The organism is Xanthobacter tagetidis, from assembly GCF_003667445.1.
In the GTDB taxonomy this organism is placed as follows: domain Bacteria; phylum Pseudomonadota; class Alphaproteobacteria; order Rhizobiales; family Xanthobacteraceae; genus Xanthobacter; species Xanthobacter tagetidis.
Window position 1 is genome coordinate 1 of record NZ_RCTF01000013.1, and the last position, 22,152, is coordinate 22,152.

General features: G+C 71.5%; 22 protein-coding genes. 10 read left to right on the plus strand and 12 right to left on the minus strand.

Translation table 11 applies throughout. The features are described 5' to 3' along the window. Positions 1–142: 142 nt before the first annotated feature. Entirely contained in the window at positions 143–1,192 is a 1,050-nt protein-coding gene (locus D9R14_RS15260) for a MaoC family dehydratase (RefSeq protein WP_121624208.1), read from the minus strand. Positions 1,193–1,318: 126 nt separating this feature from the next. Here D9R14_RS15260 and D9R14_RS15265 point away from each other — a divergent pair, with 126 nt between their 5' ends. Further along, positions 1,319–2,230: a cation diffusion facilitator family transporter gene (locus tag D9R14_RS15265; RefSeq protein WP_170168629.1), complete on the plus strand. Its 912-nt coding sequence runs from the start codon at positions 1,319–1,321 to the stop codon at positions 2,228–2,230. A 13-nt stretch (positions 2,231–2,243) separates the two neighbouring features. Here the strand turns inward: D9R14_RS15265 and D9R14_RS15270 are convergent, their stop codons facing one another. The 4 genes from D9R14_RS15270 to D9R14_RS15285 form a co-directional block, all read right to left on the minus strand. Continuing rightward, positions 2,244–2,447 carry a DUF1737 domain-containing protein gene (locus tag D9R14_RS15270; protein WP_121624209.1) on the minus strand — a complete coding sequence of 68 codons (204 nt, stop codon included), beginning with the start codon at positions 2,445–2,447 and terminating at the stop codon, positions 2,244–2,246. A gap of 17 nt (positions 2,448–2,464) precedes the next feature. Beyond that, on the minus strand, positions 2,465–3,181 hold the full coding sequence (locus tag D9R14_RS15275; RefSeq protein WP_121624210.1) for a DJ-1/PfpI family protein: 717 nt from the start codon (positions 3,179–3,181) through the stop codon (positions 2,465–2,467). Positions 3,182–3,236: 55 nt separating this feature from the next. Continuing rightward, positions 3,237–4,115, minus strand: a complete 879-nt coding sequence (locus tag D9R14_RS15280) for an HpcH/HpaI aldolase/citrate lyase family protein (protein WP_121624211.1) — start codon at positions 4,113–4,115, stop codon at positions 3,237–3,239. Positions 4,116–4,222: 107 nt separating this feature from the next. Further along, the gene (locus D9R14_RS15285; protein ID WP_170168630.1) at positions 4,223–5,362 is read right to left on the minus strand and encodes an SGNH/GDSL hydrolase family protein; all 1,140 of its coding nucleotides are present in this window, start codon (positions 5,360–5,362) and stop codon (positions 4,223–4,225) included. 202 nt (positions 5,363–5,564) lie between these two features. Between D9R14_RS15285 and D9R14_RS15290 the strand changes: the two genes are divergently transcribed. Continuing rightward, on the plus strand, positions 5,565–6,305 hold the full coding sequence (locus tag D9R14_RS15290) for a hypothetical protein (RefSeq protein WP_147453042.1): 741 nt from the start codon (positions 5,565–5,567) through the stop codon (positions 6,303–6,305). 199 nt (positions 6,306–6,504) lie between these two features. Here D9R14_RS15290 and D9R14_RS15295 read toward each other — a convergent pair whose 3' ends face one another. The 6 genes from D9R14_RS15295 to smc all read right to left on the minus strand — a co-directional run bounded on the left by D9R14_RS15295 (position 6,505) and on the right by smc (position 13,066). Continuing rightward, on the minus strand, positions 6,505–6,996 hold the full coding sequence (locus D9R14_RS15295) for a F0F1 ATP synthase subunit B family protein (RefSeq protein ID WP_184759485.1): 492 nt from the start codon (positions 6,994–6,996) through the stop codon (positions 6,505–6,507). 11 nt (positions 6,997–7,007) lie between these two features. After that, positions 7,008–7,625 carry a F0F1 ATP synthase subunit B gene (locus D9R14_RS15300; protein ID WP_121624214.1) on the minus strand — a complete coding sequence of 206 codons (618 nt, stop codon included), beginning with the start codon at positions 7,623–7,625 and terminating at the stop codon, positions 7,008–7,010. A 178-nt stretch (positions 7,626–7,803) separates the two neighbouring features. Next, entirely contained in the window at positions 7,804–8,031 is a 228-nt protein-coding gene (locus D9R14_RS15305) for a F0F1 ATP synthase subunit C (RefSeq protein ID WP_121624215.1), read from the minus strand. A gap of 84 nt (positions 8,032–8,115) precedes the next feature. Beyond that, positions 8,116–8,868, minus strand: a complete 753-nt coding sequence (locus tag D9R14_RS15310; protein WP_121624216.1) for a F0F1 ATP synthase subunit A — start codon at positions 8,866–8,868, stop codon at positions 8,116–8,118. Between the two features lie 169 nt (positions 8,869–9,037). Next, on the minus strand, positions 9,038–9,454 hold the full coding sequence (locus D9R14_RS15315; protein ID WP_121624217.1) for an AtpZ/AtpI family protein: 417 nt from the start codon (positions 9,452–9,454) through the stop codon (positions 9,038–9,040). 159 nt (positions 9,455–9,613) lie between these two features. Further along, on the minus strand, positions 9,614–13,066 hold the full coding sequence (gene smc / locus D9R14_RS15320; RefSeq protein WP_121624218.1) for a chromosome segregation protein SMC: 3,453 nt from the start codon (positions 13,064–13,066) through the stop codon (positions 9,614–9,616). Positions 13,067–13,413: 347 nt separating this feature from the next. Here smc and trxA point away from each other — a divergent pair, with 347 nt between their 5' ends. After that, a complete protein-coding gene (trxA, locus tag D9R14_RS15325; protein WP_121624219.1) occupies positions 13,414–14,352 on the plus strand; it encodes a thioredoxin in 939 nt (312 codons plus the stop codon). A 54-nt stretch (positions 14,353–14,406) separates the two neighbouring features. After that, positions 14,407–15,081, plus strand: a complete 675-nt coding sequence (locus tag D9R14_RS15330; protein WP_121624220.1) for an LON peptidase substrate-binding domain-containing protein — start codon at positions 14,407–14,409, stop codon at positions 15,079–15,081. A gap of 251 nt (positions 15,082–15,332) precedes the next feature. On the opposite strand, the gene D9R14_RS15335 is transcribed toward D9R14_RS15330, so the two are convergent. Next, positions 15,333–16,694, minus strand: coding sequence for a flavin monoamine oxidase family protein (locus tag D9R14_RS15335; RefSeq protein WP_245420825.1), 1,362 nt, complete (start codon positions 16,692–16,694; stop codon positions 15,333–15,335). 123 nt (positions 16,695–16,817) lie between these two features. Here D9R14_RS15335 and rlmN point away from each other — a divergent pair, with 123 nt between their 5' ends. From rlmN to D9R14_RS15365, 6 genes are all read left to right on the plus strand, one after another. Then, the gene (gene rlmN / locus D9R14_RS15340; RefSeq protein ID WP_245420826.1) at positions 16,818–18,041 is read left to right on the plus strand and encodes a dual-specificity RNA methyltransferase RlmN; all 1,224 of its coding nucleotides are present in this window, start codon (positions 16,818–16,820) and stop codon (positions 18,039–18,041) included. A 28-nt stretch (positions 18,042–18,069) separates the two neighbouring features. Further along, a complete protein-coding gene (locus D9R14_RS15345; RefSeq protein WP_121624222.1) occupies positions 18,070–18,453 on the plus strand; it encodes a VOC family protein in 384 nt (127 codons plus the stop codon). Between the two features lie 8 nt (positions 18,454–18,461). Next, on the plus strand, positions 18,462–19,022 hold the full coding sequence (locus D9R14_RS15350) for a hypothetical protein (protein ID WP_121624223.1): 561 nt from the start codon (positions 18,462–18,464) through the stop codon (positions 19,020–19,022). Positions 19,023–19,099: 77 nt separating this feature from the next. After that, positions 19,100–19,966, plus strand: a complete 867-nt coding sequence (locus tag D9R14_RS15355) for a chorismate mutase (RefSeq protein ID WP_121624224.1) — start codon at positions 19,100–19,102, stop codon at positions 19,964–19,966. Between the two features lie 29 nt (positions 19,967–19,995). Next, complete coding sequence (gene hisC, locus D9R14_RS15360) at positions 19,996–21,153, plus strand: histidinol-phosphate transaminase (RefSeq protein ID WP_121624225.1); 1,158 nt, start codon at positions 19,996–19,998, stop codon at positions 21,151–21,153. Further along, entirely contained in the window at positions 21,150–22,091 is a 942-nt protein-coding gene (locus tag D9R14_RS15365) for a prephenate/arogenate dehydrogenase family protein (RefSeq protein WP_121624226.1), read from the plus strand. Before hisC ends, D9R14_RS15365 begins: the two co-directional genes overlap by 4 nt. Positions 22,092–22,152: the final 61 nt, after the last annotated feature.

Here is a 22,152-nt window from a genome sequence, read left to right on the forward strand (position 1 = left end):
GCCGGCGGCGCGCCCCTGCCGCGCCCGGCGCCCGAGCGCGCCCGCGCCCTGAACGCGCAGCCGGGAGCGCCGGACACCGCCGCAACACCGGGCACCGCGACCCGCTGAGGGCCGGCGCAGCCCTGCTGCCCCGGCGGCCCCGTCAGTGCGGGATCAGCACCCAGTAGTCGAGGTCGAGGATGACGCTCGGGTCGTACTCGTCGCCGTCCTTGTAGGGGAAGTCGGCGCAGGGCCGGTCCTTGGTGGCGACGGTGCGCACACGCAGCGCGCCCACGTCGTCGCGGCCGGGAATGGCGGCGGTGTCGAGGATCTCGCTCCAGGCGTGCACCGTGAGGCCGGCGAACAAAGGCGCCACGTGCCGCCCGGCATTGATCGCCGCCACGTGGAAGGCGTTGCCGAGGCCGTTGAACGACAAGGCGCGGGCGATCGAGATCACGTGCCCGCCATAGATCAGGCGCCGGCCGAACCGGCCCTGGCCCTCGGTGAACTGGTTGAAGTGCACCTTGGCCGTGTTCTGGTAGAGGCGGGTGGCGATCATGTGCTCCGCCTCCTCCACCGTCATGCCGTCCACGTGGTCGATCCGCTCGCCGACCTCGTAGTCGGCGAAGCGCGCCGGGCTGCCGGAGAGGTCGAAGCGCCAGGCCTCGATGTCGAGCGCCGGCACCGCGTCGCCCAGCGCGTCGGGGGCGAGCGCCGCGGGCAGGGTCGGCACCACCGGCTCGGGCGCGGGCAAGGACGGGTCCTTCTTGCGCACCATCACCCAACGCACATAGTCGAGCACCTCGACGCCGTCCTGGTTGAAGCCGCTGGAGCGCACATAGACGACGCCGCTCTGGCCGTTGGAATTCTCGCGCACGCCGATGACCTCGGAGACCGCGGTCAGCGTGTCGCCGGGATAGACCGGGGCGAGGAAGCGCCCGCCGGCATAGCCGAGGTTCGCCACCGCGTTGAGGGAGATGTCGGGCACCGTCTTGCCGAACACCATGTGGAACACCAGCAGATCGTCGATCGGCGCGCGCGGATAGCCGAGGTCCTGGGCGAAGCTGTCCGCCGACTGCACGGCGAAGCGCGTGCCGTAGAGCGCGCTGTAAAGGCTGACGTCACCCACCGTGAGGGTGCGCGGCGTCGCATGGCGGATCACCTGGCCGACCGCGAAGTCCTCGAAGAAATTGCCGGAACTGGTCTTGGTCATCTCTCGCCCCCGGTGAAGGCACCCAATGTGGCAGAGGCCCCGCGTGCGGCGCAACAGGGGTTGACGGCGGCGCACGGCTGGGCCTTTTGGCAGCAGGGCGCAAAATGCAGCGGCGGGGGTGCGAAGGTGTCGGGATCGGCGAGCCAGAAACTGTCCTTCCAGGCGATGATCTTCACCATCGTCCTGTTCTCGCTCTACGTCGTGGCGGCGAGCTTCACCAATTCGGCGGCCATCTTCACGGACCTGCTCGCCACATCCTTCGACCTGACGGCGCTCACCGCCTGCTGGCTGGTGCTGCGCCTTTCCAGCCGGGCCAATCCGGGTCGGTTCGCCTACGGTCTCGGCAAGCTCGAAAACCTCGCCGAGATGATGATCGCGGTGCTGCAGACCATCCTGGTCATCATCGCCAGTACCCGCGCGGTGGCGCTGGTGCTTGACCCGCAGCCGGTGGAGGGCGCCGGGGCCGGCCTCGTGGTGGCGGCGCTCGCGGTCGCCGGCAACGCCTATTTCAACCGCAAGGCGCTGCGGCTCGCGCGCGAGACCAAATCCCCGGTGCTGGAGGCGCAGGCGCGGGTCCATCTGGTCTCGGCCACCGCCAGCCTGTCGGTGTTCATCGGCACCATGATCACCTCGACGTTCCACACCATCGAGTGGATCGCCTATCTCGATCCGCTGGCGTCGTTCGTGGTCATCAGCTTCATGGTCTACAACATCTGGGCCATGCTCTCGAACTCGGTCGGCTCGCTTTTGGACCAGGCGATCGGCGAGGCGGGCCAGCTGCGGATCCTGCGCGTGCTCACCAAGCACTTCAACGACTTCGACGAACTGGGCGACATCCGCACCCGCCAGCTCGGCGGCAAGATGATGGTAGAGCTGCACCTCGGATTCGAGAACGACTGGAGCGTCGAGCAGGCGCGCCAGGCGGTGGGGCGGCTCACCAAGGCGGTGAAGAAGGAATTCACCGACGCCGGCGACGAGGTCGACGTGGCGGTGGTGCTCCTGCCCGCCGGTCCCGCCGACGAGACGGCCTACGCCTGAGCGCCCTGCCCCATCAGTAGTCGGAAAGAGTGATGTCTTCCGACCATTCGCCCGGCACCTCCTTGACGATCGCCTGGCCGCAGATGACGCGGCCCTTTACGGGATCGAAGGTCAGGGTCGGCGCGCCGTGGAGCTGCCAGCCCTTGTTGAGGGCGGCCGAGACGCGCTTGCAGAAGGCGGTGTCGTCCGGGCCGGTGAGATAGCGGTAGAGCTTCATCGAGATGTCCTTCCGGTTCAGCCGGCGCGCAGCGGCACGCCGAGCCTGGCGCCGACGCGCCGGGCGGTCTCTTCGCGCTCCTGTTGAAACCTCTGGGTGCGCGCGCGGATCTGGGCGACGAGGTCCGGGTTCTCGCGGTCGCGCGGCGGGAAGGCGGGTGCCGGCTGGTACTCGATGGCGAGCGCGATGCGCCGCGCCTCCTCCTCGCCCGCCAGCTCCGCGGCGAGCCGCAGGGCGAGATCGGTGCCGGACGAGACGCCCGCGCCGGTGAAGCGGTTCCCGTCCACCACCACGCGCTCCTCCACCGGGATGGCGCCGAGGAAGACGAGCTGCGGCAGCGACAGCCAGTGGCAGGTGGCGCGGTAGCCCATGAGCAGGCCTGCCGCCCCGAGCACCAGCGAGCCGGTGCACACCGAGGTGACGTAGCGCGCCCCCGAGGCCATGCGGCGCAGGAAGGCGAGCGTCTCCTCGTCCTCCATCAGCGCCAGCTGGCCCGGGCCGCCCGGCACGAACAGCACGTCGCAGGCCGTGATGTCCTTGAACCGCGCGGTGGGCATGATCTTCAGGCCGAGGTCGTCCACCACCGGGTCCTTGGCCCGCTTCCAGACCACATCCACCTTCGCTCCCGCGACCCGCGCCAGCACCTCGTAGGGCGCCGTGAGGTCGAGCTGGGTGAAGCGCGGGAACGCCAGCATGACGATATGCAGCGGCCGGGCGGGCGGCGTATCGGCCATGGCGGGGTTCTCCTCGGTCGGGTCGCTGGTGCTCGGCGCGTGCTGGGGCGCGCCGTCAGCCCTTGGCGGTGATGGCGTCGGCGAGCGCGACGGTGCGCTTCGCCATCTCGGCATGCAGCAGTTCCACCATCCGCCCGTCGAGCGTGATGACGCCCTTGCCGGCATTCTCCGGCAGCGCGAAGGCGGCGATGATGGCGCGCGCGCGCTCCACCTCGGCGGCGGGCGGCGAGAAGGCGGCGTTGCAGGGCTCGATCTGCGAGGGGTGGATCAGCGTCTTGCCGTCCATGCCGAACTGCGCGCCCTGGGCGCACTCGGCCTTGAAGCCGTCGAGGTCCTGGAACTGGTTCCATACCCCGTCCAGCACGTCGATGCCGGACGTGCGCGCGGCCGCCACCACCAGCGAGAGCCAGGCCACCATGGGCGCGCGGCCGGGAACGAGGGCGGCGCGGGTCTCCTTGGCGAGATCGTTGGTGCCGAGCACGAACACCTGGAGCCGGGTGAGCGGGTCGCGCGCCGACAGGGCGATGGCCTTGATGTCGAGGATGGCGAGCGGGGTCTCGATCATGGCCCACACCCGCGTCGTCTCCGGCACGCCCAGCGCCTTCAGGCGCCGGCCGACGGTGACGAGCTGCTCCACCTCCTGCACCTTGGGCACCAGGATAGCGTCGGGCGCGGCGGCGGCAGCGGCGTCGAGGTCGTCCGAGCCCCAGGCGGTGTCGAGGCCGTTGATGCGGATCGCCACCTCGCGCGGGCCGAAGCCGCCGGCCTTCACCGTCTCCACCACGCGGGCGCGGGCCTCCACCTTGGCGTCGGGGGCGACCGCGTCCTCGAGGTCCAGGATCACGCCGTCCGCCGGCAGGGTGCGCGCCTTCTCCAGCGCGCGGGCATTGGAGCCGGGCATGTAAAGGACGCTGCGGCGCGGACGGATGGACATGGACGGGCCCCTCGGATCGATTGGGATCGAAGCTCGACCTTAGAGCGCGGGGCCGCGCTCGCAAAGATGCCGCAGTGCGAAAGGCGGCGGCAGGACGGGCGGGCGGTCTACTGCGCCCCGGATGGAGACGCCTCGGCCGGGGGCGGCCAGGAGAAGTCGTCCGCCCGGCCGCGCACCGGCGGCGGAGGCACGCCTTCCATCAGCGCCCGTGCCGGGGCCGAGACCTGGACCGCCGGCGGCGTGCCGCGCGCGCCCGCGGGGGGGCCGGCCAGTGCGGCGGGCCGCTCCAGCGGGCCGCCCGACATGCCGGCGGAGGGCCGGGCCGGGTCCGCCAGCATGCGGTCGAGGTCCTTCTGCACGAAGAAAGCGAGCTTGCGCCCGCCGGCGCGGGTGAAGCGGATGCCGTCATTGAGCCGCAGGCGCCGGCGCTGGCCGTCCACCGCCGGGCCGAACACGGCGAACTTGCCCTCCTCGTCCACGAAGCCTTCCCAGACGTCGGCGAACGGGAAGCCGGCGCGGGCAGCGCGCGAGCGCAGAATGTCGTTGAGGCGGCGATAGTCGTCGGACACCGTCGTGCTCTGCACCGGGGCGAGGCCGACCACGATCACGCGCGGCGCCACGGCCCGAAGGGCGGTGAGCACGTCGTCCACCCGCTTGGCATAAAGCTCCATCCAGCGGTCGGTGAGCGGCTGGACCGTCACGTCGCCGTCCTTGATGGGCTGGAGGTCGTCATTGCCCAAGGCGAGCACGGCCACGCTGGCGCGCGCCGCATTCACCGCCTCGGGAAAGCGCGGCGGCCAGTCCACCGGCGTCGGCAGGTAGCCGCTCTCGTCGGCGATGGTCTCGATCACGGCCACACGGGCCCGCTCGCTCACATAGGCGTCGGCGAGGCCCTGGGCGAGCTGGCTGGCGATGCGGTCGCCCATCACCAGGATGAACTGCGTCTGCGGCTGCTTGCGGCCCTGGGCCGCCGCGTCGGCGCTCTGGTAGACCACGCCTTCGGGCTCCGCCGGCTTCTTCGGCACCGGGGGCGGCGGCTGTTCCTGCGGCGCGAACAGGTCCCCGGGCGAGAACCAGGGGCGCGGCTTGCGCTGTCCCGGCGGCTGCACGCCGGGCGGGCAGAAGAACAGGAAGCAGCCCTGCTGGGCGATGGCCGGCGCGGACGGCGCCGTGCCAATGAGCGCCAGCACCGCGAGCGCGAGCACGCGAAGGAGCGCGCACCCGCTGAGCTGCAGAGCGCACACCACCGGGACATCCCAGGATCTGAAACGGATCCGCCACATGCTGAAGCATTGGCCCATGCGCAGGGCGGTTTCAAGGCCAGCGCGTGCAATACCGGGAGCATCTGCGGGCGCCGTGCCGAACCGCAGATGCCAGTTCGGGCATGAGGCGTCGCCCATTCGCCACGGCCTGCGGTGCGGTTTGCTCACGCGGCATGCGCGGCGACGAATGACGGGCAAACCTACCCGTCATGAAATTTCCTATTACAGTACATTAGGAATGCAGCTCTTGCCGACCGGGATGCTCGTGAACTTTCTCGCCACACTCGCGCTGCTTCTCCTGGTCTTTTTTTGGATCGGAGCATATCGGCTCGCCCGTGGCGGCAATGCCATTTCGGGGGTCTTGGTCGCGGCAGGCAGCCTTGGCTTTTTCGGCGTCGCGCTGGTTCCTGCCGCCGGCCCGTGGCTGCAGCACATTGAGCTGCCGGCAATATTCTGGGTCACCAGCATTTCCGGGCCCGCGAACAAGACTTTTACGACGACGGCACCGCTTGCCCGTATCCAGCGTTATGGAGCGGACGGTCGTTTTGAGTGCGGCTGGTTCGCGAACACTGGCGGCGGCGTCTTCGCGATCGGGTTGACTCAGGACGGCCAGATCGCCGTCGCCTCGCTGCGGACGAAGCAGGTCGAATTTTTCAACCCGGACGGTTCTCAGGCCAGCGCCCCGCGCCCCTACACAGGGACTGACGCCGCGACCGGCGGAGTGCTGCGGCCGTCCGACATCCGGGTTGAAGGCGTCTCATTCGTGGAGACGTCACCGGGAGCGCATCCGTCACCGCGGTGGACGACTCTCGCGATGGTCCCTTTCCTGGACCCGTTCATCGCCTGGCTTCTCATGGCCCTAGGCGGCTTCTGGGCGTACCGGAAACGCCGCCTCAGCCGGCAAGATGCACCATCGCCACGCCCCTGACCCGCCTAGGGTCGTCCGGCGCCGACGAGCGCGGAGCGAATCCGCGAGAGCGAGAGGCCGCCGATCCTCAAAGCCGCGCCGCCGACCTCTTCAGGTCGGCCTGCAACGCGCGAGGATGTACGAAATGGGGCGATTGAACGCTCCTTACGGACCGCCCACGACGAGGTACAGAAATAAGACCGCGCGCCGCGGCCCGGCCTCAGTTGAGCTTGGACTTGACCTCGGAGATGGCGTTCGCGACCAGCCGGGCGCCGGTCTCGCCGACGGCGCCGGCGGCCAGCAGGCCCTCGGACGCCTTGGCGGCGGCATCGGCGGCGATGGAGCGCACGTCGGCGATCGCCTGGTGCTCGGCCTGGGCGATCTTCTCCTCCGCCATCCTGGTGCGGCGGGTGACGAAGTCCTCGATCTTGGCCTTGGCGTCGGCGGCGAGGCGCTCGGCCTCGGCCTTGGCGCCGGTGATGATCGATTCGGCCTCGGCCTCGGCCTCGCGCTGCTTGCGCTTGAACTCGGCCACCAGCTTCTGCGCCTCCTCCTTGAGGCGGCGCGCCTCCTCCAGCTCGGCGGCGATGCGCGCGCCGCGCTTGTCGAGCCCGGCGGCGATGGAGCGGTGCGCGCCGGCATAGAGCACGATGCCCACGAACACCACGAAGGCGACCGCGACCCAGACTTCGGCGAGAGCCATCTCGTTCATGTCGGTGATCCTCAGGCCGCTTCGCGCTTGGACAGGACGCCGTCCACCGCCTTCTCGACGTCCGGCGCGGCGGGCGCGGTACCGATCAGGGTGGAGACGATGGAATGGGCCGCGTCCACGGCGATGCCGCGCACATGGGTCATGGCTTCCGCCTTGGTGGAGGCGATGCGCGCCTCGGCCGCGCTGAGCTTGGCGGAAAGCTCCGCCTCCAGCGCCTTGCGGTTGGCGTCCGCATCGGCGGTCAGCCGGTTGCGGGTGTCGGCGGCGATGGAATTGGCCTTGGCGCGGGCCTCGTTCAGCGCCTTTTCATAGGCCTGCTGCGCGGCCTCGCTCTCGGCGCGGTGCTTGGCCGCCTCTTCGAGATCGTCGGCGATGCGGTCGTGCCGCTCCTCAAGGATGCGGCCGATGCGCGGCAGCGCCACCTTGCTCATGAGGTAATAGAGCAGGCCGAAGGAGAGCGCGAGCCACAGGAGCTGCGAGGCGAAGGTGGTGGCGTCGAACGGCGGGAAGTGGGGCTTGCCGCCGTGGCCGCCCTCGGCCGCGAGAAGCGGAGAGGTCCACAGGCCCGCGATCACGCCCGCAAGCGCAACGCGCCGCGTCCATGTGCTCCGCGTCCATGTATGCGTCATGGAAGTCCTGGTCATGGCACGCCCGCCTGCCTCAAATGATGTCTTCGACCCCGGCCGGAAACGGACGGGATCGCATCCGGAATGCGATCGGGCGGCGGGCGCACGGCGGGGAAGTCCCCTCGCCTGCGGTCCGCCACCCCTGGCGCGGGAGGACAAGCCCTCCCGCCGCGCGGCCCGATCAGGCCACGAACAGCAGCACGAGGGCGACGACCAGCGCGAAGATGCCGAGGCCTTCCGCGAGCGCCGCGCCGATGAACGCGCGGGCGAACTGGCCGTCGGCGGCCGACGGATTGCGCAGGGCGCCGGCAAGGAAGTTGCCGAAGATGTTGCCCACGCCGATGGCCGCGAGGCCCATGCCGAGAGAGGCGAGGCCGGCACCGATGTACTTTCCGACTGCAGGATCCATTTTACTCTCCTTGAGAAACCGTCGTTGAACGTGAAGCCCGGAACGTGAAGCCCGGACGAGGCCGCTGCGGCCGCGTCCGGCCGGTCAGTGGCCGGGGTGGATGGCGTCGTTGAGGTAGATGGAGGTCAGCACCGCGAACACGTAGGCCTGCAGCACCGCCACCAGCAGCTCCAGCGCGGTCAGCGCCACGATCATGAAGAAGGGCAGCGTCGCGCCGAACCAGCCGACCACGCCGGCCGAGGCGAGGCCCACCACGAAGAAGGCGAACACCTTCAGCGCGATGTGGCCGGCCAGCATGTTGGCGAACAGACGCAGCGAGAGGCTGATGGGGCGCGAGAGGAAGGACACCACCTCGATCACCACCAGGAAGGGCAGGAGGAAGGCCGGCACGCCCGAGGGCACGAACAGATGCAGGAAGTGCGAGCCGTGCTTCATGAAGCCGTAGACGATCACGGTGCCGATCACGAGCAGCGCCAGCGCCGCGGTGACGATGAGATGGGCGGTGACCGTGAAGGTGTAGGGGACGAGGCCGACGAGGTTCGCCACCAGCACGAACATGAACAGCGAGAACACGAGGGGGAAGAACACCATGCCCTCGTTGCCGGCCGAATCACGCACCATCTTGGCGATGAATTCGTAGCTCACCTCCGCCGCCGACTGCGCCCGGCCCGGCACCAAAGTGCGCCCGCGCGTCGCGAAGGTGAGGAAGAAGAAGATGATGGCGACGATGCCGAACATGAAGACGGCAGCGTTGGTGAAGGAGAACTGGACGCTGCTGATGTTCAGCAGGTCAACGTAGCGCTTGATCTCGAACTGGTGGATCGGATCGACGACCATCCGCCTACGCCCCCTTCTCGCGGCGGCCCGAAGCCGCCAGTGCGCGGCGTTTGCCGCTCGTGTTCCGTACGCGGCCTGCGCCGCCTGTTCTTTGCGGCGCCTGCCGCCCGTTACCGCGTCCGCCGCATGTCCTTCCGGCGACCCGGTCGACGCCTCTCGGCGCCGTCTCTTACAGGGCCTTGCCGCCGTCGTGCCTGCGGCCTTCCGCCGCGCGCAGCATGTTCAGCACGCCGGCGCCGAAGCCGACCAGCGTGAACACGATCAGCCCCCAGGGCGAGATCGCGAGGAAATAGTCGATCCCGTAGCCGATGAGCGAGCCCACCAGAACGCCGGAAACGAACTCGGCGCCGAGCCGGAACGCCAGCGCGACACCCGAAGCGGAAGACGTGTTAGGCCCGCTCTTGCCCTTCGGCTCCTGCGTCCTGGCACGCACCTTCCCGAGGGAGGAATCGAGATCCTGAAGACGCTGCGACAGCTCTCCGTCACTGGGCCGGGAAGCCGGCGCCCCGCCCGCGGCGGACACGTTCCCCTCGACGGGCCGATCGTTCGCGGATCGGCCGCGGGAAGCATCACTCGGGTCGGACATGGCGCCCACTCCGGCTCAGGTGGCAGACCGCAGCCTCCCCCTTGAAACCGCGGCGCAACATAGTTGCGGCAAAAATGAGTGTCAAGGCGCGTTCCGAACGCGGTATCCCATTGAAATAACGTGAGAAAATTATGACCGCAGCAGGCAGGAGACGTTACGTCACCCCGCCTCGCGCAGGCGCTCGGCTGCCTGGAGGTCAACCGACACCAGCCGCGATACCCCGCGCTCGGCCATGGTGACGCCGAAAAGCCGGTTCTGGCGCGCCATGGTGATGGGGTTGTGGGTGATGGTGAGGAAGCGCGTGTCGGTGAGGCGCGTCATCTCGTCCAGCAGGGTGCAGAAGCGCTCCACATTGGCGTCGTCGAGCGGCGCGTCCACCTCGTCCAGCACGCAGATGGGCGCCGGATTGGTGAGGAACACGGCGAAGATCAGCGCCATGGCGGTGAGCGCCTGCTCGCCGCCGGACAGCAGCGAGAGCGTCTGCGGCTTCTTGCCCGGCGGCTTGGCGATGATGTCGAGGCCCGCCTCCAGCGGGTCCTCGGCCTCGGTCAGCACCAGTTGCGCCTCCCCGCCGCCGAACAGGGTGTCGAACAGCTTCTTGAAGTGGGCATCCACCACCGCGAACGAGGCCTGGAGGCGCTCGCGCGCCTCGCGGTTGAGGCTCTGGATCGCCCCGCGCAGGCGCTTGATGGCCTCCACCAGGTCGTCGCGCTCGGCGACCAGGGCGGTGTGCTGGCCCTCCGCCTCCTCCAGCTCCACGTCGGCGCGCAGGTTCACGGCGCCGAGGCGCTCGCGGTCGCGCTTGGCGCGCTCCAGCTTCTCCTCGATGGCGCGCGGGTCGGGCAGCGGCCCGTCGATGTCGAGCCCGGCGGCCTCGCGGGCGAGTTCGGGGGGGCCTTCCAGAGCGTCGGAAATCTCGCGCTGGACATCGTCGCGGCGCTGGCGCGCGGCCTCCAGGCGCGCCTCGGCGCGGGCCGCCTCGGCCCGGGTGCCGGAGAGCGCCTCCACCGCGTCGCGGGCGGCCTTGTCGGCGGCGGCAAGCGCGGCCTCGCCCTCCGCCAGCCGGTCGGCGGCGGCGCGGCGGGCGGCCTCGGCCTCCTCGGTGGCGGTGAGCAGCGCCCGGCGCTGGCGGATGATCTCGCCCGGCGCGTCCTCCAGCGCCTCCAGCTCCGCCTGGGCTTCCGCGCTGCGGGCCTCGATGGCGGCGAGGCGCTCGCCGGCGCCGCCGGCGCGCTTGCGCCAGGAGGATTCCTCGGCCGCCAGGGTCTCCAGCCGCCGGCGCCGGGCGGTGGTCTCGCGGCTGAGGCCGTCGAGCGCGGCCTTGGCCTCGGCCATGGCGGCGCGGCGCTCGCCGGCCTCGGCGCGGGCGCGGGCGAGGTCCGCCTCCAGAAGATGCGGCGCATCGAGCGCGGCGAGCTGGGCACTTGCCTCCTCCAGGTCCGCCTCCCCCTCCTCCTTCGCGGCGACGAGGCGCGCGCGCGCCTCGCCCAAAGCGGAAAGGCGGGCAAGGTGCTGGGCCGCCTTGCGCTCGGCGGCGGCGAGACTCTCGCGCGAGACCTCCGCCGCGCGCTGGGCGGCGCGGCGCGCCTCGCGGGCGGCGGTCTCATGCCGGGCGGCGGCGGCGAGCGCCTCCTGGCGCTCGGCCTCCGCGGCGCGCAATTCGTCGAGGGCGGCGCGGGCCTCCTCGGCCTCGGCCTCGATGTCGGCGAGGCGGTTGCGCTCGGCGAGCCGGCGCGCGGCCGCCGTGGGCGCGTCGGCGGCGGCCACCACGCCGTCCCAGCGCCACAGGTCGCCTTCGCGCGAGACGAGGCGCTGGCCGCTCTTCAAGTCGCGGGCAAGGCCCGGCCCCTCATTCCGCGGCACGATGCCCACCTGGGCCAGCCGGCGCGCCAAAGCCGGCGCGCCCGAGACGTGGCGGGACAGCGGCTCGGCGCCTGCCGGCAGCGCCGGATCGAGCGCGTCGGGCGCGGCCCCGGCCCAGCGCGCGGGGGCGGCGGGGTCCACCGGCAGATCGAGGTCGTCGCCGAGCGCGGCCCCGAGCGCCATCTCGTAGCCCTTGGCGACGGTGAGGAGGTCCGCCACCGGCGGGAAGCCGTCGCCCGACGCCATCAGCAGCTTGGAGAGCGTGCGCGCCTCGGTCTCCAGCCGGCCGAATCGCGCCTGCGCCTCCGCGAGGGCGGGGCGCAACTCCTCGGCGGCGCGGCGGGCCGCGGCATGCCCGGCCTCGGCCTCGGCGGTGGCCTCCTCCGCCTCCGCCAGAGCCTCGCGGGCGGCCTCGGCGTCGGCGCGGGCGGCCTCCAGCGCGTCGGTGCCGGCCTCGCGGCGGTGGCGCGCCTCCTCCGCCTCCACCGAAGCCCGCTCGGCGCCGTTGCGCACCAGCCGGTCGCGCAACTCGCGCACGGACTGCTCCAGGCTGGTCCGGCGGGCGCCGAGGTCGGCGAACAGCGTGGTCTTCTCCTCCAGCGCCGCCTCCGCCTCGGCCAAGGCGGCGGCGATCTCGGCCATCCGGTCGCCGGCGACCATCTCCGCTTCGGCGCTCTCTTCCTGCTCGGCGCGCAGCATCTCGCTCTCGTCGGCGAGGCGCTCCAGCACGCCGGAGGCATCGGCCGAGAGCGCCTTCTCGCGCTCCAGGTCCTGCGCCAGCTGGACGATGCGCCGCTCCAGGTCCTGGCGGCGGGCGGCGATGCGCGCCTCCTCCTTGTCCAGCTCGCCGCGGGCAAGGGTGAGGCGCTGGAGCGCGGCGGCGGCCTCGGCCTCGGCCTGGCGCAAGGGCGGCAGCTCGTGGGCGGCGATGGCCTGGAGCCGCGCCGCCTCGGCCTGGATGCGGGTGGTCTCGGCGCCGTCGCGCACGCTCGCCTCGACCGCGCGCTCGGCCTCGGCGAGGGCCTGCGTCACCTCGCGCCAGCGCAGCCACAGAAGCGTCGCCTCGCACTGGCGGATCTCGGCGGCGAGGCCCTTGTAGCGCACGGTCTGGCGCGACTGCCGCTTGAGGCTCTCCACCTGGGTGCCGAGCTGGACGATCACGTCCTCGACCCGGGCGAGGTTCTGTTCCGCCGCCTTGAGCCGCATCTCCGCCTCGTGGCGGCGGGCATGCAGGCCGGCGACGCCCGCCGCCTCCTCCAGGATGCGGCGGCGCGCATTGGGCTTGGCGCCGACGATCTCGCCGATCTGCCCCTGGCGCACCAAGGCGGGCGAGCGGGCGCCGGTGGAGGCGTCGGCGAACAGCAGGTTGACGTCGCGCGCCCGCACGTCGCGCCCGTTGATGCGGTAGGCCGAGCCGGAGCCGCGCTCGATGCGGCGCACCACCTCCAGCTGGTCCCACTCGTTGAAGCCGGCGGGGGCGGTGCGGTCGGAATTGTCGAGCTGGAGCGCCACCTCGGCCGCGTTGCGCGACGGGCGCCCCGTGGTGCCGGCGAAGATCACGTCGTCCATGTCCTGGGCGCGCATGGCCTTGTGCGAGCTTTCGCCCATGACCCAGCGCAGCGCTTCCACGAGGTTGGACTTGCCGCACCCGTTCGGGCCCACAACGCCGGTGAGGCCGGGCTCGATGATGAGGTCGGTGGGCTCGACGAAGGTCTTGAAGCCCACGAGCCGCAGGCGGTTGAACTTCATCTCGTGGGCCGCGGGCGGTTGGACGTCATCCGGTCAGTGCACTTTGGGGCAGACGTTCAGGCATGGCATGAGGTGTGCCAGCCTTTGGCGGTTGTGGTCAAACCGAGCCTGCACGCGCGGCGCGGGGCAGGCAAGGGGCAGGCAGGGCGCCGGCCTTGCGCGTCCACAGGCCGCGGGGCGCCGTCCCCCGCTTTCCGGCCCCGCCGCCGGGCGCGGCGGCCATTCTGCGGGTTCCACCCCATGGCGGAAGGCGGTAGAAGCGGCATCGGCCGATTGCGCCGGCGCGGGCGATGCCCATCTAAGGGGCGGATGCGAGCCGCGAGGTCCGGCTCTCAAGGGGTAAGGCTATGCTGTTCAACCAGACGGGCGCCCAAGGAGGCGCGACACAGGGCGCGACACAGACCGGGGCGGCGGGCGCGGAGGCGGTGACCGACACCACCACCCAGACCTTCATGGTCGACGTGATGGAGGAATCCAAGCGCCGCCCGGTCCTGGTGGATTTCTGGGCCCCCTGGTGCGGCCCCTGCAAGACCCTCGGCCCGATCATCGAGAAGGCGGTCCGCGCCACCAAGGGCAAGGTCAAGCTGGTCAAGATGAACATCGACGAGCACCCGGCCATCCCCGGCAAGCTCGGCATCCAGTCCATCCCCACCGTCTATGCGTTCGTGAACGGCCAGCCGGTGGACGGGTTCATGGGCGCGCTGCCCGAGGGGCAGGTGAACGCCTTCATCGAGCGCCTCATGGGCGGCCCGGCCGATGCCGGGCTCGACGAGGTGCTGGCCTCCGGCGAAGCGGCGCTCGCGGAGGGCGACGTGACCGCCGCCGCCGAGATCTTCGCCGCCGTGCTCGGCGAGGAGCCCGACAACCTGAAGGCGCTCACCGGCCTGGTGCGCGCCCAGGTGCAGGCCGGCGCGCTGGAGCAGGCCAAGGCGACGCTTGCCTTGGCGCCGGCGGACAAGCAGAACGACCCCCTCGTCGCCGCCGCCCGCGCGGCGCTGGAGCTGGCCGAGCAGGCGCAGTCGCTGGGCGACCTCGCGAGCCTCGCCGCCAAGGTGGACCTCGACCCGGCCGACCACGCCGCGCGCTTCGACCTCGCTCTGGCGCTCAACGCCAAGGGGCGGCGCGAGGAAGCGCTGGTGCACCTGCTCGACATCGTCAAGCGCGACCGCTCCTGGAACGAGGACGCGGCCCGCAAGCAGATCGTGCAATTGTTCGAGGCCTGGGGCCCGACCGATCCGCTCACCGTCTCCGGCCGTAAGAAGCTGTCGGCGATCCTGTTCGCCTGACCGCTTCCCGCGCACGCCCCCAGAGCGCGCGGACGTCGAAAAAGGAAGCCGAACGTGGCCGCAAAGCGGACCTATCTTTCGCCGGCGGACGTGCCGCCGGTGGTGCCGGTGTTTCCCCTGTCGGGAGCGCTGCTGCTGCCGCGCGCCGAGCTGCCGCTCAACATCTTCGAGCCGCGCTACCTCGCCATGGTGGACGACGCGCTCTCGGGGGCGCGGCTGATCGCCATGGCGCAGCCCGACCCCGGCGCGGCGCCCGGCCCGCACGGGCCGCAGGTGTTCAAGGTGGGCTGCCTCGGCCGGCTGACGCAATTCGCCGAGACCGGCGACGGGCGCTATCTCATCACCCTCACCGGCGTCGCCCGCTTCTCAATCGTGGAAGAGGTGGAGGCGCTCACCCCCTACCGCCAGTTCAAGATCGACACCGCCGCCTTCGGCGCCGACTTCGACGCCAGCGCCGGCGAGAGCGAGGTCGACCGCTCGGCGCTGCTGGCGGCGCTCGCCGCCTTCCTCGAAGCCAACAAGCTTGATGCGGACTGGGACGGCATCCAGCAGGCCGGCACCGAGATGCTGGTGAACACGCTCTCCGTCATCTCGCCTTATGGCGTGCGGGAGAAGCAGGCGCTGCTGGAGGCGCGCACCCTGCGCGAACGGGCCGAGATGCTGGTGGCCATCACCCAGATGACGCTCGCCCGCACCACGCCCGGCGACGGCGAGGGCTCGCTGCAATAGCGGCGGAGGCTCGCCACCGGACTGGGATGACGGAAGGGCGCCAGGGGGCCGTTCGCCATCTTCCCGGCGTCATGCCCTTTTCGTCGTCATGCTCTTTCCCAACGTCATCGTCGTTCCTGCCGTCATCCCCCGGCTTGTCCGGGGGATCCACCTGGCCGTCAGGCACGCGTTCCGGTGCTGAATCCCCAAGCGCGGCGCAAGCGGCGCGGTGGATGCCCCGGACAAGCGGGGGCATGACGGGGTGAGGCCCCCTACCCCGCGCGCGGGTTGGTGAGGACGCCCACCGCCTGGGCGGCCGCCCGCTCGCCCGACTGCCAGGCCCCGGCGAGCGTGCCCCACAGCGTCTCGTGCGCGTGCTCGCCGGCGAACAGGAGCCGGCCCGAGGCCACCTCGGTGAAGGCGCGGCGCAGGTTTCCCGCTCCGGGAAGGGCGCAGGAGAAGGCGCCGAGCGCGAACGGCTCCTTGGTCCAGCGCGTGGCACTCACGCGCCCCACCTTCGCCGCCGCCTGGGCGCCGAACTCCTGCGTGAGCGTCTCGCGCACGAAGGCGCGCGCCCCCTCGGGCGGGCCGCCGGCGAGGGCGAGGGCGAGCGCGCCGCCCACGTCGAAGCCGTAGAGGTCGGTGCCGCCGATGCGCGCGGCGAGCGCGGTGGAGCGGCTGGTGGCCGCCTTGAAGAACAGGCGCTCGTCCGCCTTCAGGCCCAGGGGGTTGCCGGGCAGTTCGAAGGCGATGCGGTCGAACGCGCCGAGGGTGATGCGCTCCACCGCCGTGCGGTAGCGCGGAACGAGGCCGGGCGTGATGCGCAGCAGGCCGGAGGCGATCACGCTCGGCGGCACGGCGAGGATCACCACCCGCCCGGTGAGCGTGCCGCGGCTGGTCTGCACCGAGACCTGGCGGCCGGAGAGGTCCACGGTGCGCACCTGCGTCTCCAGGCGCACCGTGAGCGGCTGGGCGAGCTTCGCCACCATGGCGCCGAGGCCCTGGCGGCAAGCCATCTCGCCCTCGCGCTCCTCGGCGCGGGAGAAGTCGACGGTGGAGACCTCCTCCAGCTCCTTGGCGCAGGTGAAGGGGCCGGTGATGAAATGGGCGCTCGGCCCGAACGCGCCGAGATCGGGCAGCACGCGCGCCGCCGGCTGGTCGCGCCCGGCATCGCCGGCGGCGATGATGGCGCGCTCGGCCCGCCGCACGGTGGCGGCGAAATCCTCGTATTCGGCGTCGTTCGCCTCCTTGCCGCCGAGATAGAGCCGCGCCGGCATGGGCACGCCGACGAGGTCGAGCCCGGCGGCACGGCCGGCCTCGGCGAGCGCCCGGCCGCCGGGCAGATGGATGCGGCTCGCCCCCATGTCGAACGGCACGCCGAAGATCTGGGTGTCGGTGCGCGCGCGCCCGCCGACCCGGTTCGAGGCCTCCAGCAACGCGTAGGAATGGCCGGCCTCGGCCACCTTGCGGGCGGCGGCGATGCCGGCCGCCCCGGCGCCGATGATGATGACCTCCACGGTGTCGGCGCCCCGCGTCTGGCCCAGCGCCCGCACGGCGCCGAGCGGTGCGGCGGCTAGGCCCGCGGCACCGGCGAGAAGGGCGCGGCGGGTGAGGGATGACGAGGTCGGAGGCACGGGCGGAGGGGTCTTCGGCTGCGGTTTCCGGGCCGCGGACGCTAGCACGGGGCGGCGCTGCGGGCGAGGCCGGGGCCGCATCCCTTATGGAAAGCCGCCACAATCGGCATTATGTGTGGCGCCATGACCGTTGCAGCCCCCATCGCCCCGTCCGCGCCGACCGACACCGGCCCCGCGCCCGCCGCCGCCCTGCCGTCCTTGGTCGGGCTCGACCGGGAGAAGCTCGGCGCGGCGCTCGCTGTCATCGACGTTCCGGAGCGCGAGCGGCGCATGCGCGTCAACCAGCTCTGGCACTGGATCTACCTGCGCGGCGCCACCGAATTTTCGGAGATGACCAACGTCTCCAAGCACCTGCGCGCGCGGCTCGAAGCCGCGTTCACGCTGGCGCGGCCCGAGATCGTGATGGAGCAGGTGTCGCAGGACGGCACGCGCAAGTGGCTGCTGCGCTTTCCCGCCGATCTGCCGGGCGAAAAGCCGCACGACATCGAGGCGGTCTATATCCCCGAGCGCGACCGCGGCACGCTGTGCGTCTCCTCGCAGGTGGGCTGCACGCTCAACTGCTCCTTCTGCCACACCGGCACACAGCGCCTGGTGCGCAACCTCACCGCCGCCGAGATCGTGGCGCAGGTGATGGTCGCCCGCGACCGGCTGGGCGACTATCCCGGCCGCGAGCGCGCGGTCGGGCCGGGCCTGCCCACCGAGGGCGACCGCCTCGTCACCAACATCGTCTTCATGGGCATGGGCGAGCCGCTCTATGCCTATGAAAGCGTGAAGGAGGCGATCGAGATCCTCGCCGACGGCGACGGCCTCGGCCTCGGCAAGAGGCGCATCACCGTGTCCACCTCCGGCGTGGTGCCGGAGATCGAGAAGCTCGGCGCCGAGGTCGGCCCCATGCTCGCCATCTCGCTGCACGCCGTGCGCGACGACCTGCGGGACGTGCTGGTGCCGATCAACAAGAAATACCCCATCAAGCAGCTCATGGAGGCCTGCCGCACCTACCCGGCCGCCTCGAATGCCAAGCGCATCACCTTCGAATATGTGATGCTGAAGGGCGTGAACGACAGCGCCGCCGACGCCAAGGCGCTGGTGAAGCTGCTGGAGGGCGTGCCGGCCAAGATCAACCTCATCCCGTTCAACCCCTGGCCCGGCACGCAATATGAGTGCTCCGACTGGGAGACCATCGAGCGCTTCTCGGACATCGTCTTCCGCGCCGGCTATGCGAGCCCGGTGCGCACGCCGCGGGGGCGCGACATCCTCGCGGCCTGCGGCCAGCTCAAGAGCGAGAGCGAGAAGCTCTCCGCCCGCGAGCGCCTCGCGCTGCGCGCAATGATGGCGCAGGAAGACTGACCGCACTCCGACCCACGGGAGAACCGCCATGCTGGACCATCTCGGACTGTCGGTGCAGGACGTGGAGCGCGCCCGCGCCTTCTACCTCGCCGCCCTCGCCCCGCTCGGCTACGGCATCGTCCTGGAGGTGAGCGCGCAGGAGACCGGCGCCACCGCCTTCGTCGGCTTCGGCGCCGGCAAGCCCGACTTCTGGATCGGCGCCAAGCCGGTGCTCTCCGGCCCGGTGCATGTCGCCTTCCGGGCGCCGAACCGCGCCGCGGTGAACGCCTTCTACACGGCGGCGCTTGCGGCCGGAGGCCGGGACAACGGCCCGCCGGGCCTGCGGACCGACTACCACCCGAACTATTACGGCGCCTTCGTCATCGATCCAGACGGCCACAATGTGGAAGCCGTCTGCCACGCGCCGGAGTGAGCGCCGCCATGGACGACCTCGCCCGCCTGCTGCTGCGCGTCCTGCTGGTGCCGCTCGGCTATCTTTCCGCTGTGATCGCCGGATCGGCGGTGATCCTGGTGGGCGAGATGCGCATCGGCACGCTCATCGACACCGCCCGGCCGGACGAGGCGGCGGCCGGAATGTTCGTCGCCATCGGCACGGCGGTGATGGTGTTCGTGCTCCTGCTCTCCGTCATGTGGATGGTGGCGGCGGTCGGCATCCTATTCTCGGAGGCCTTCGCCGTGCGCTCCTGGATGTTCCATGCGGCGAACGGCGCGGTTTCGGCCTGGATCGCGGCGCAGCTCTTCCAGCCCTCGGAGGGCGCGCCGATCATCGTCGAGGGGCCGTTCTATGTCGTCGCCGCGGGCCTCGCCGCGGGGCTCGCCTACTGGCTGGTGGCCGGCTCGTCCGCCGGCTTCTACAAGCCGATCCTGCGCTCGCCGGCCGAGCGGGCGGGCCGGCCGGCTTTGCCCCATCCGGCGCCCCCTGGCGCGCTGCCGCGCGCAGACGGGCCCCCCCGCGGGCCGGAGGGCGGGGCCCGCCCGTGAGTTCCGGGCAGCCGAAGGCGCAACTATCCTTTGCGTCCGGGCGCCGTTCCCGCTAAGCCTTCGCGCCCGAGCGTCCCATGAACCAGCCCCCACCCACCATAAGCCTGTCGGACCTGCGCGCCGAGATCGACCGCATCGACGAAGCGATGCACCGCCTCCTCATGGAGCGCAGCGAGATCATCGAGCGCCTGGTCAAGGTCAAGCGCACCGGCGGCGCCGAAGGCGGCTCCGCCTTCCGCCCCGCGCGCGAGGCCGACATGATGCGCCGCCTGGTGCAGCGCCACGGCGGGCTGCTGCCGCTCGACACGGTGGAGAGCATCTGGCGCGTCATCATCGCCACCTTCACCTACGTCCAGGCGCCCTATCAGGTGCATGCCGACATCTCCGGCGGCGAGCCGGTGATGCGCGACAGCGCCCGCTTCCATTTCGGCTTCACGGTGCCGTTCGCGCCGCACATGGGCGCCGAGGCGGCGATCGCCGCGGTTGCCGCCTCCACCGGCGACCTCGGCCTTATCGCCGCGGCCCCGGCCGCCGCTGGCGCGCCCTGGTGGCGCGCTTTGGAGGCGCCGGACGCGCCCAAGATCATCGCCCGCCTGCCGTTCGTCGAGCGGGCCGACCACCCCGCAGGCCTGCCGGTGTTCGTGGTGGCGCACCCGATCCGCGACGCGGCCGTCACCGACGTGTGCGTCCATTCCCTCCATGTGTCGGGATGGAGCGCGCGCGCCGCCCGTGCCATACCCTCCTTCGCCGAGGCCGTGGTGGCGGCGGACGCCGAGGCCGGCCCGGCCGGGCGCGAGAGCGCCGCTTTGCTCGTCAGCCTGCCGAAGGGGCGCACCGTCGCCGAGGTGATGGCGGCGCTGGCGGAGGCCGACGCGGTGGTCACGGCGTCGGTCGGCGTCGGCAGCCACGCCGCCGTGTTCAGACTGGACCAGACCGGGGCCTGACAGCGCCCCCGGATTTCGGAGTTCGCGTGATGTCCGCCGTGCGAGAGCCTTCCCCCGCCTCCCCCGCCCGCCCCGAGCCGCGGCCGGGTGTGCTCGCCATCGAGGCCTATGTGCCCGGCAAGAGCCATGCGCCGGGGGTGGAGAAGGTCTACAAGCTCTCCTCCAACGAGACCCCGATGGGTCCGAGCGCGAAGGCGGTCGCCGCCTTCCAGGAGGCCGGCCGCAGGCTCGAGGACTATCCCGACGGCGCGGCGCGCGTGCTGCGCGAGGCCATCGCCAAGGCGAACGGGCTCGACCCCGCGCGCATTATCTGCGGCGCCGGCTCCGACGAGATCCTGAACCTCGTCGCGCACGCCTATCTCGGCCCCGGCGACGAGGCGGTTTTCTGCGAGCACGGATTCCTGGTCTACCGCATCGCCACGCTGGCCGCCGGCGGCACGCCGGTGGTGGCGAAGGAGCGCAACCTCACCGCCGACGTGGACGCCATGCTCGCCTGCGTGAGCCCGCGCACCAAGGTGGTGTTCCTCGCCAATCCCAACAACCCGACCGGCACCTATCTGCCGTTCGACGAGGTGCGGCGCCTGCATGCCGGCCTGCCGCCCCATGTCCTGCTGGTGCTCGACGCGGCCTATGCGGAATATGTCCGCCGCAACGACTACGAGACCGGGCTGGAGCTGGCGCTCACGGCCGACAACGTGCTGATGGCGCGCACCTTCTCCAAGATCCACGGCCTCGCGGCGCTGCGCATCGGCTGGGCGGTGGGTCCGGCGCACGTGATCGACGCCATGAACCGCATCCGCGGCCCGTTCAACATGAACGCGCCGGCCTTGCTGGCGGGCGCCGCCGCCATCGCCGATGCGGCCCATGTGGAGAAGTCGGTGGCCCACAACGAGGCGTGGCTGCCCTGGCTGACCGCCGAGATCGAGAAGCTCGGGCTCAAGGTCACGCCCTCGGTGGCGAACTTCGTGCTGATCCACTTCCCGAAGGAAGCCGGCCGCACGGCCAAGGAAGCGGACGCCTTCCTGCTGAAGCGCGGCCTGGTGCTGCGGCAGGTGGGGGCCTATGGCCTGCCGGACAGCCTGCGCATGACGGTGGGCTCGGAGGAGGCGAACCGCCTGGCGGTGGCCGCGCTCGCCGACTTCATGGCCGGCAAGACGGCGGGCAAGACGGCGGACCCGGCGCCGTGACCCGGCCGCTGGTGGACCGCCTCGCCATCGTCGGGGCCGGGCTGATCGGCTCGTCCATCGCCCGCGCGGCGCGCGAGAACCACCTCGCCGGCACCATCGTGGTGGCCGACCGCGACCCTTCCGTCTGCGGCCGCGTGCGCGCGCTCGGCTTCGCCGACGATGTCACGCAGAGCGCGCGCGAGGCCGCGGAGGGCGCGGACATCGTCATCCTCTGCGTGCCCGTGGGCGCGACGGAGGCGGTGGCGGCCGAGGTCGGCCCGGCACTGAAGCCGGGCGCCATCATCTCGGACGTGGGCTCGGTGAAGGGCGCGGTGCTCGCCGCTTTGGCGCCGCATGTGCCGGCCCATGCTTTCCTCGTTCCCGCCCATCCGGTGGCGGGCACCGAATTCTCAGGCCCCGACGCGGGCTTCGCCACCTTGTTCGAGAACCGCTGGTGCATCGTCACCCCGCCCGAGGGCACCGATCCCGCGGCGGTGGAGCGCATCCGCATGCTGTGGCGCGCCATGGGCGCGAACGTCGAGGTGATGAGCGCCGAGCACCACGACCTGGTGCTCGCCATCACCTCCCATGTTCCGCACCTCATCGCCTACAACATCGTCGGCACGGCGGCGCACCTCGAAGAGACGCTCACCTCCGAGGTCATCAAGTTCTCGGCCGGCGGCTTCCGCGACTTCACGCGCATCGCCGCCTCCGACCCGACCATGTGGCGCGACGTGTTCCTCACCAACCGCGAGGCGGTGCTGGAGATGCTCGGCCGCTTCACCGAGGACCTTTCGGCGCTCCAGAGGGCGATCCGCTACGGCGACGGGGACGCGCTGTTCGACCACTTCACCCGGACCCGGGCGATCCGCCGCTCCATCATCGAGCAGGGCCAGGAGACGCCGGCCCCCGACTTCGGCCGGCGCGCTGTAGAGAAGCAGAAGCACGAGGAAAGCTGAGCCCGGCGGCGAGTGTCACTACCCTCCTGCCATGTTAGATTGCACGGCGACTGGGGAACGG

What these genes read in the sequence shown, in the direction of transcription:
- D9R14_RS15260 (WP_121624208.1), bottom strand. Translation starts at nt 1,192, where the DNA reads ATGACCAAGACCAGTTCCGGCAATTTCTTCGAGGACTTCGCGGTCGGC.
- D9R14_RS15270 (WP_121624209.1), bottom strand. Translation starts at nt 2,447, where the DNA reads ATGAAGCTCTACCGCTATCTCACCGGCCCGGACGACACCGCCTTCTGC.
- D9R14_RS15275 (WP_121624210.1), bottom strand. Translation starts at nt 3,181, where the DNA reads ATGGCCGATACGCCGCCCGCCCGGCCGCTGCATATCGTCATGCTGGCG.
- D9R14_RS15280 (WP_121624211.1), bottom strand. Translation starts at nt 4,115, where the DNA reads ATGTCCATCCGTCCGCGCCGCAGCGTCCTTTACATGCCCGGCTCCAAT.
- D9R14_RS15290 (WP_147453042.1), top strand. Translation starts at nt 5,565, where the DNA reads ATGACGGGCAAACCTACCCGTCATGAAATTTCCTATTACAGTACATTA.
- D9R14_RS15295 (WP_184759485.1), bottom strand. Translation starts at nt 6,996, where the DNA reads ATGAACGAGATGGCTCTCGCCGAAGTCTGGGTCGCGGTCGCCTTCGTG.
- D9R14_RS15300 (WP_121624214.1), bottom strand. Translation starts at nt 7,625, where the DNA reads ATGACGCATACATGGACGCGGAGCACATGGACGCGGCGCGTTGCGCTT.
- D9R14_RS15305 (WP_121624215.1), bottom strand. Translation starts at nt 8,031, where the DNA reads ATGGATCCTGCAGTCGGAAAGTACATCGGTGCCGGCCTCGCCTCTCTC.
- D9R14_RS15310 (WP_121624216.1), bottom strand. Translation starts at nt 8,868, where the DNA reads ATGGTCGTCGATCCGATCCACCAGTTCGAGATCAAGCGCTACGTTGAC.
- D9R14_RS15315 (WP_121624217.1), bottom strand. Translation starts at nt 9,454, where the DNA reads ATGTCCGACCCGAGTGATGCTTCCCGCGGCCGATCCGCGAACGATCGG.
- smc (WP_121624218.1), bottom strand. Translation starts at nt 13,066, where the DNA reads ATGAAGTTCAACCGCCTGCGGCTCGTGGGCTTCAAGACCTTCGTCGAG.
- trxA (WP_121624219.1), top strand. Translation starts at nt 13,414, where the DNA reads ATGCTGTTCAACCAGACGGGCGCCCAAGGAGGCGCGACACAGGGCGCG.
- rlmN (WP_245420826.1), top strand. Translation starts at nt 16,818, where the DNA reads ATGACCGTTGCAGCCCCCATCGCCCCGTCCGCGCCGACCGACACCGGC.
- D9R14_RS15345 (WP_121624222.1), top strand. Translation starts at nt 18,070, where the DNA reads ATGCTGGACCATCTCGGACTGTCGGTGCAGGACGTGGAGCGCGCCCGC.
- D9R14_RS15350 (WP_121624223.1), top strand. Translation starts at nt 18,462, where the DNA reads ATGGACGACCTCGCCCGCCTGCTGCTGCGCGTCCTGCTGGTGCCGCTC.
- D9R14_RS15355 (WP_121624224.1), top strand. Translation starts at nt 19,100, where the DNA reads ATGAACCAGCCCCCACCCACCATAAGCCTGTCGGACCTGCGCGCCGAG.
- hisC (WP_121624225.1), top strand. Translation starts at nt 19,996, where the DNA reads ATGTCCGCCGTGCGAGAGCCTTCCCCCGCCTCCCCCGCCCGCCCCGAG.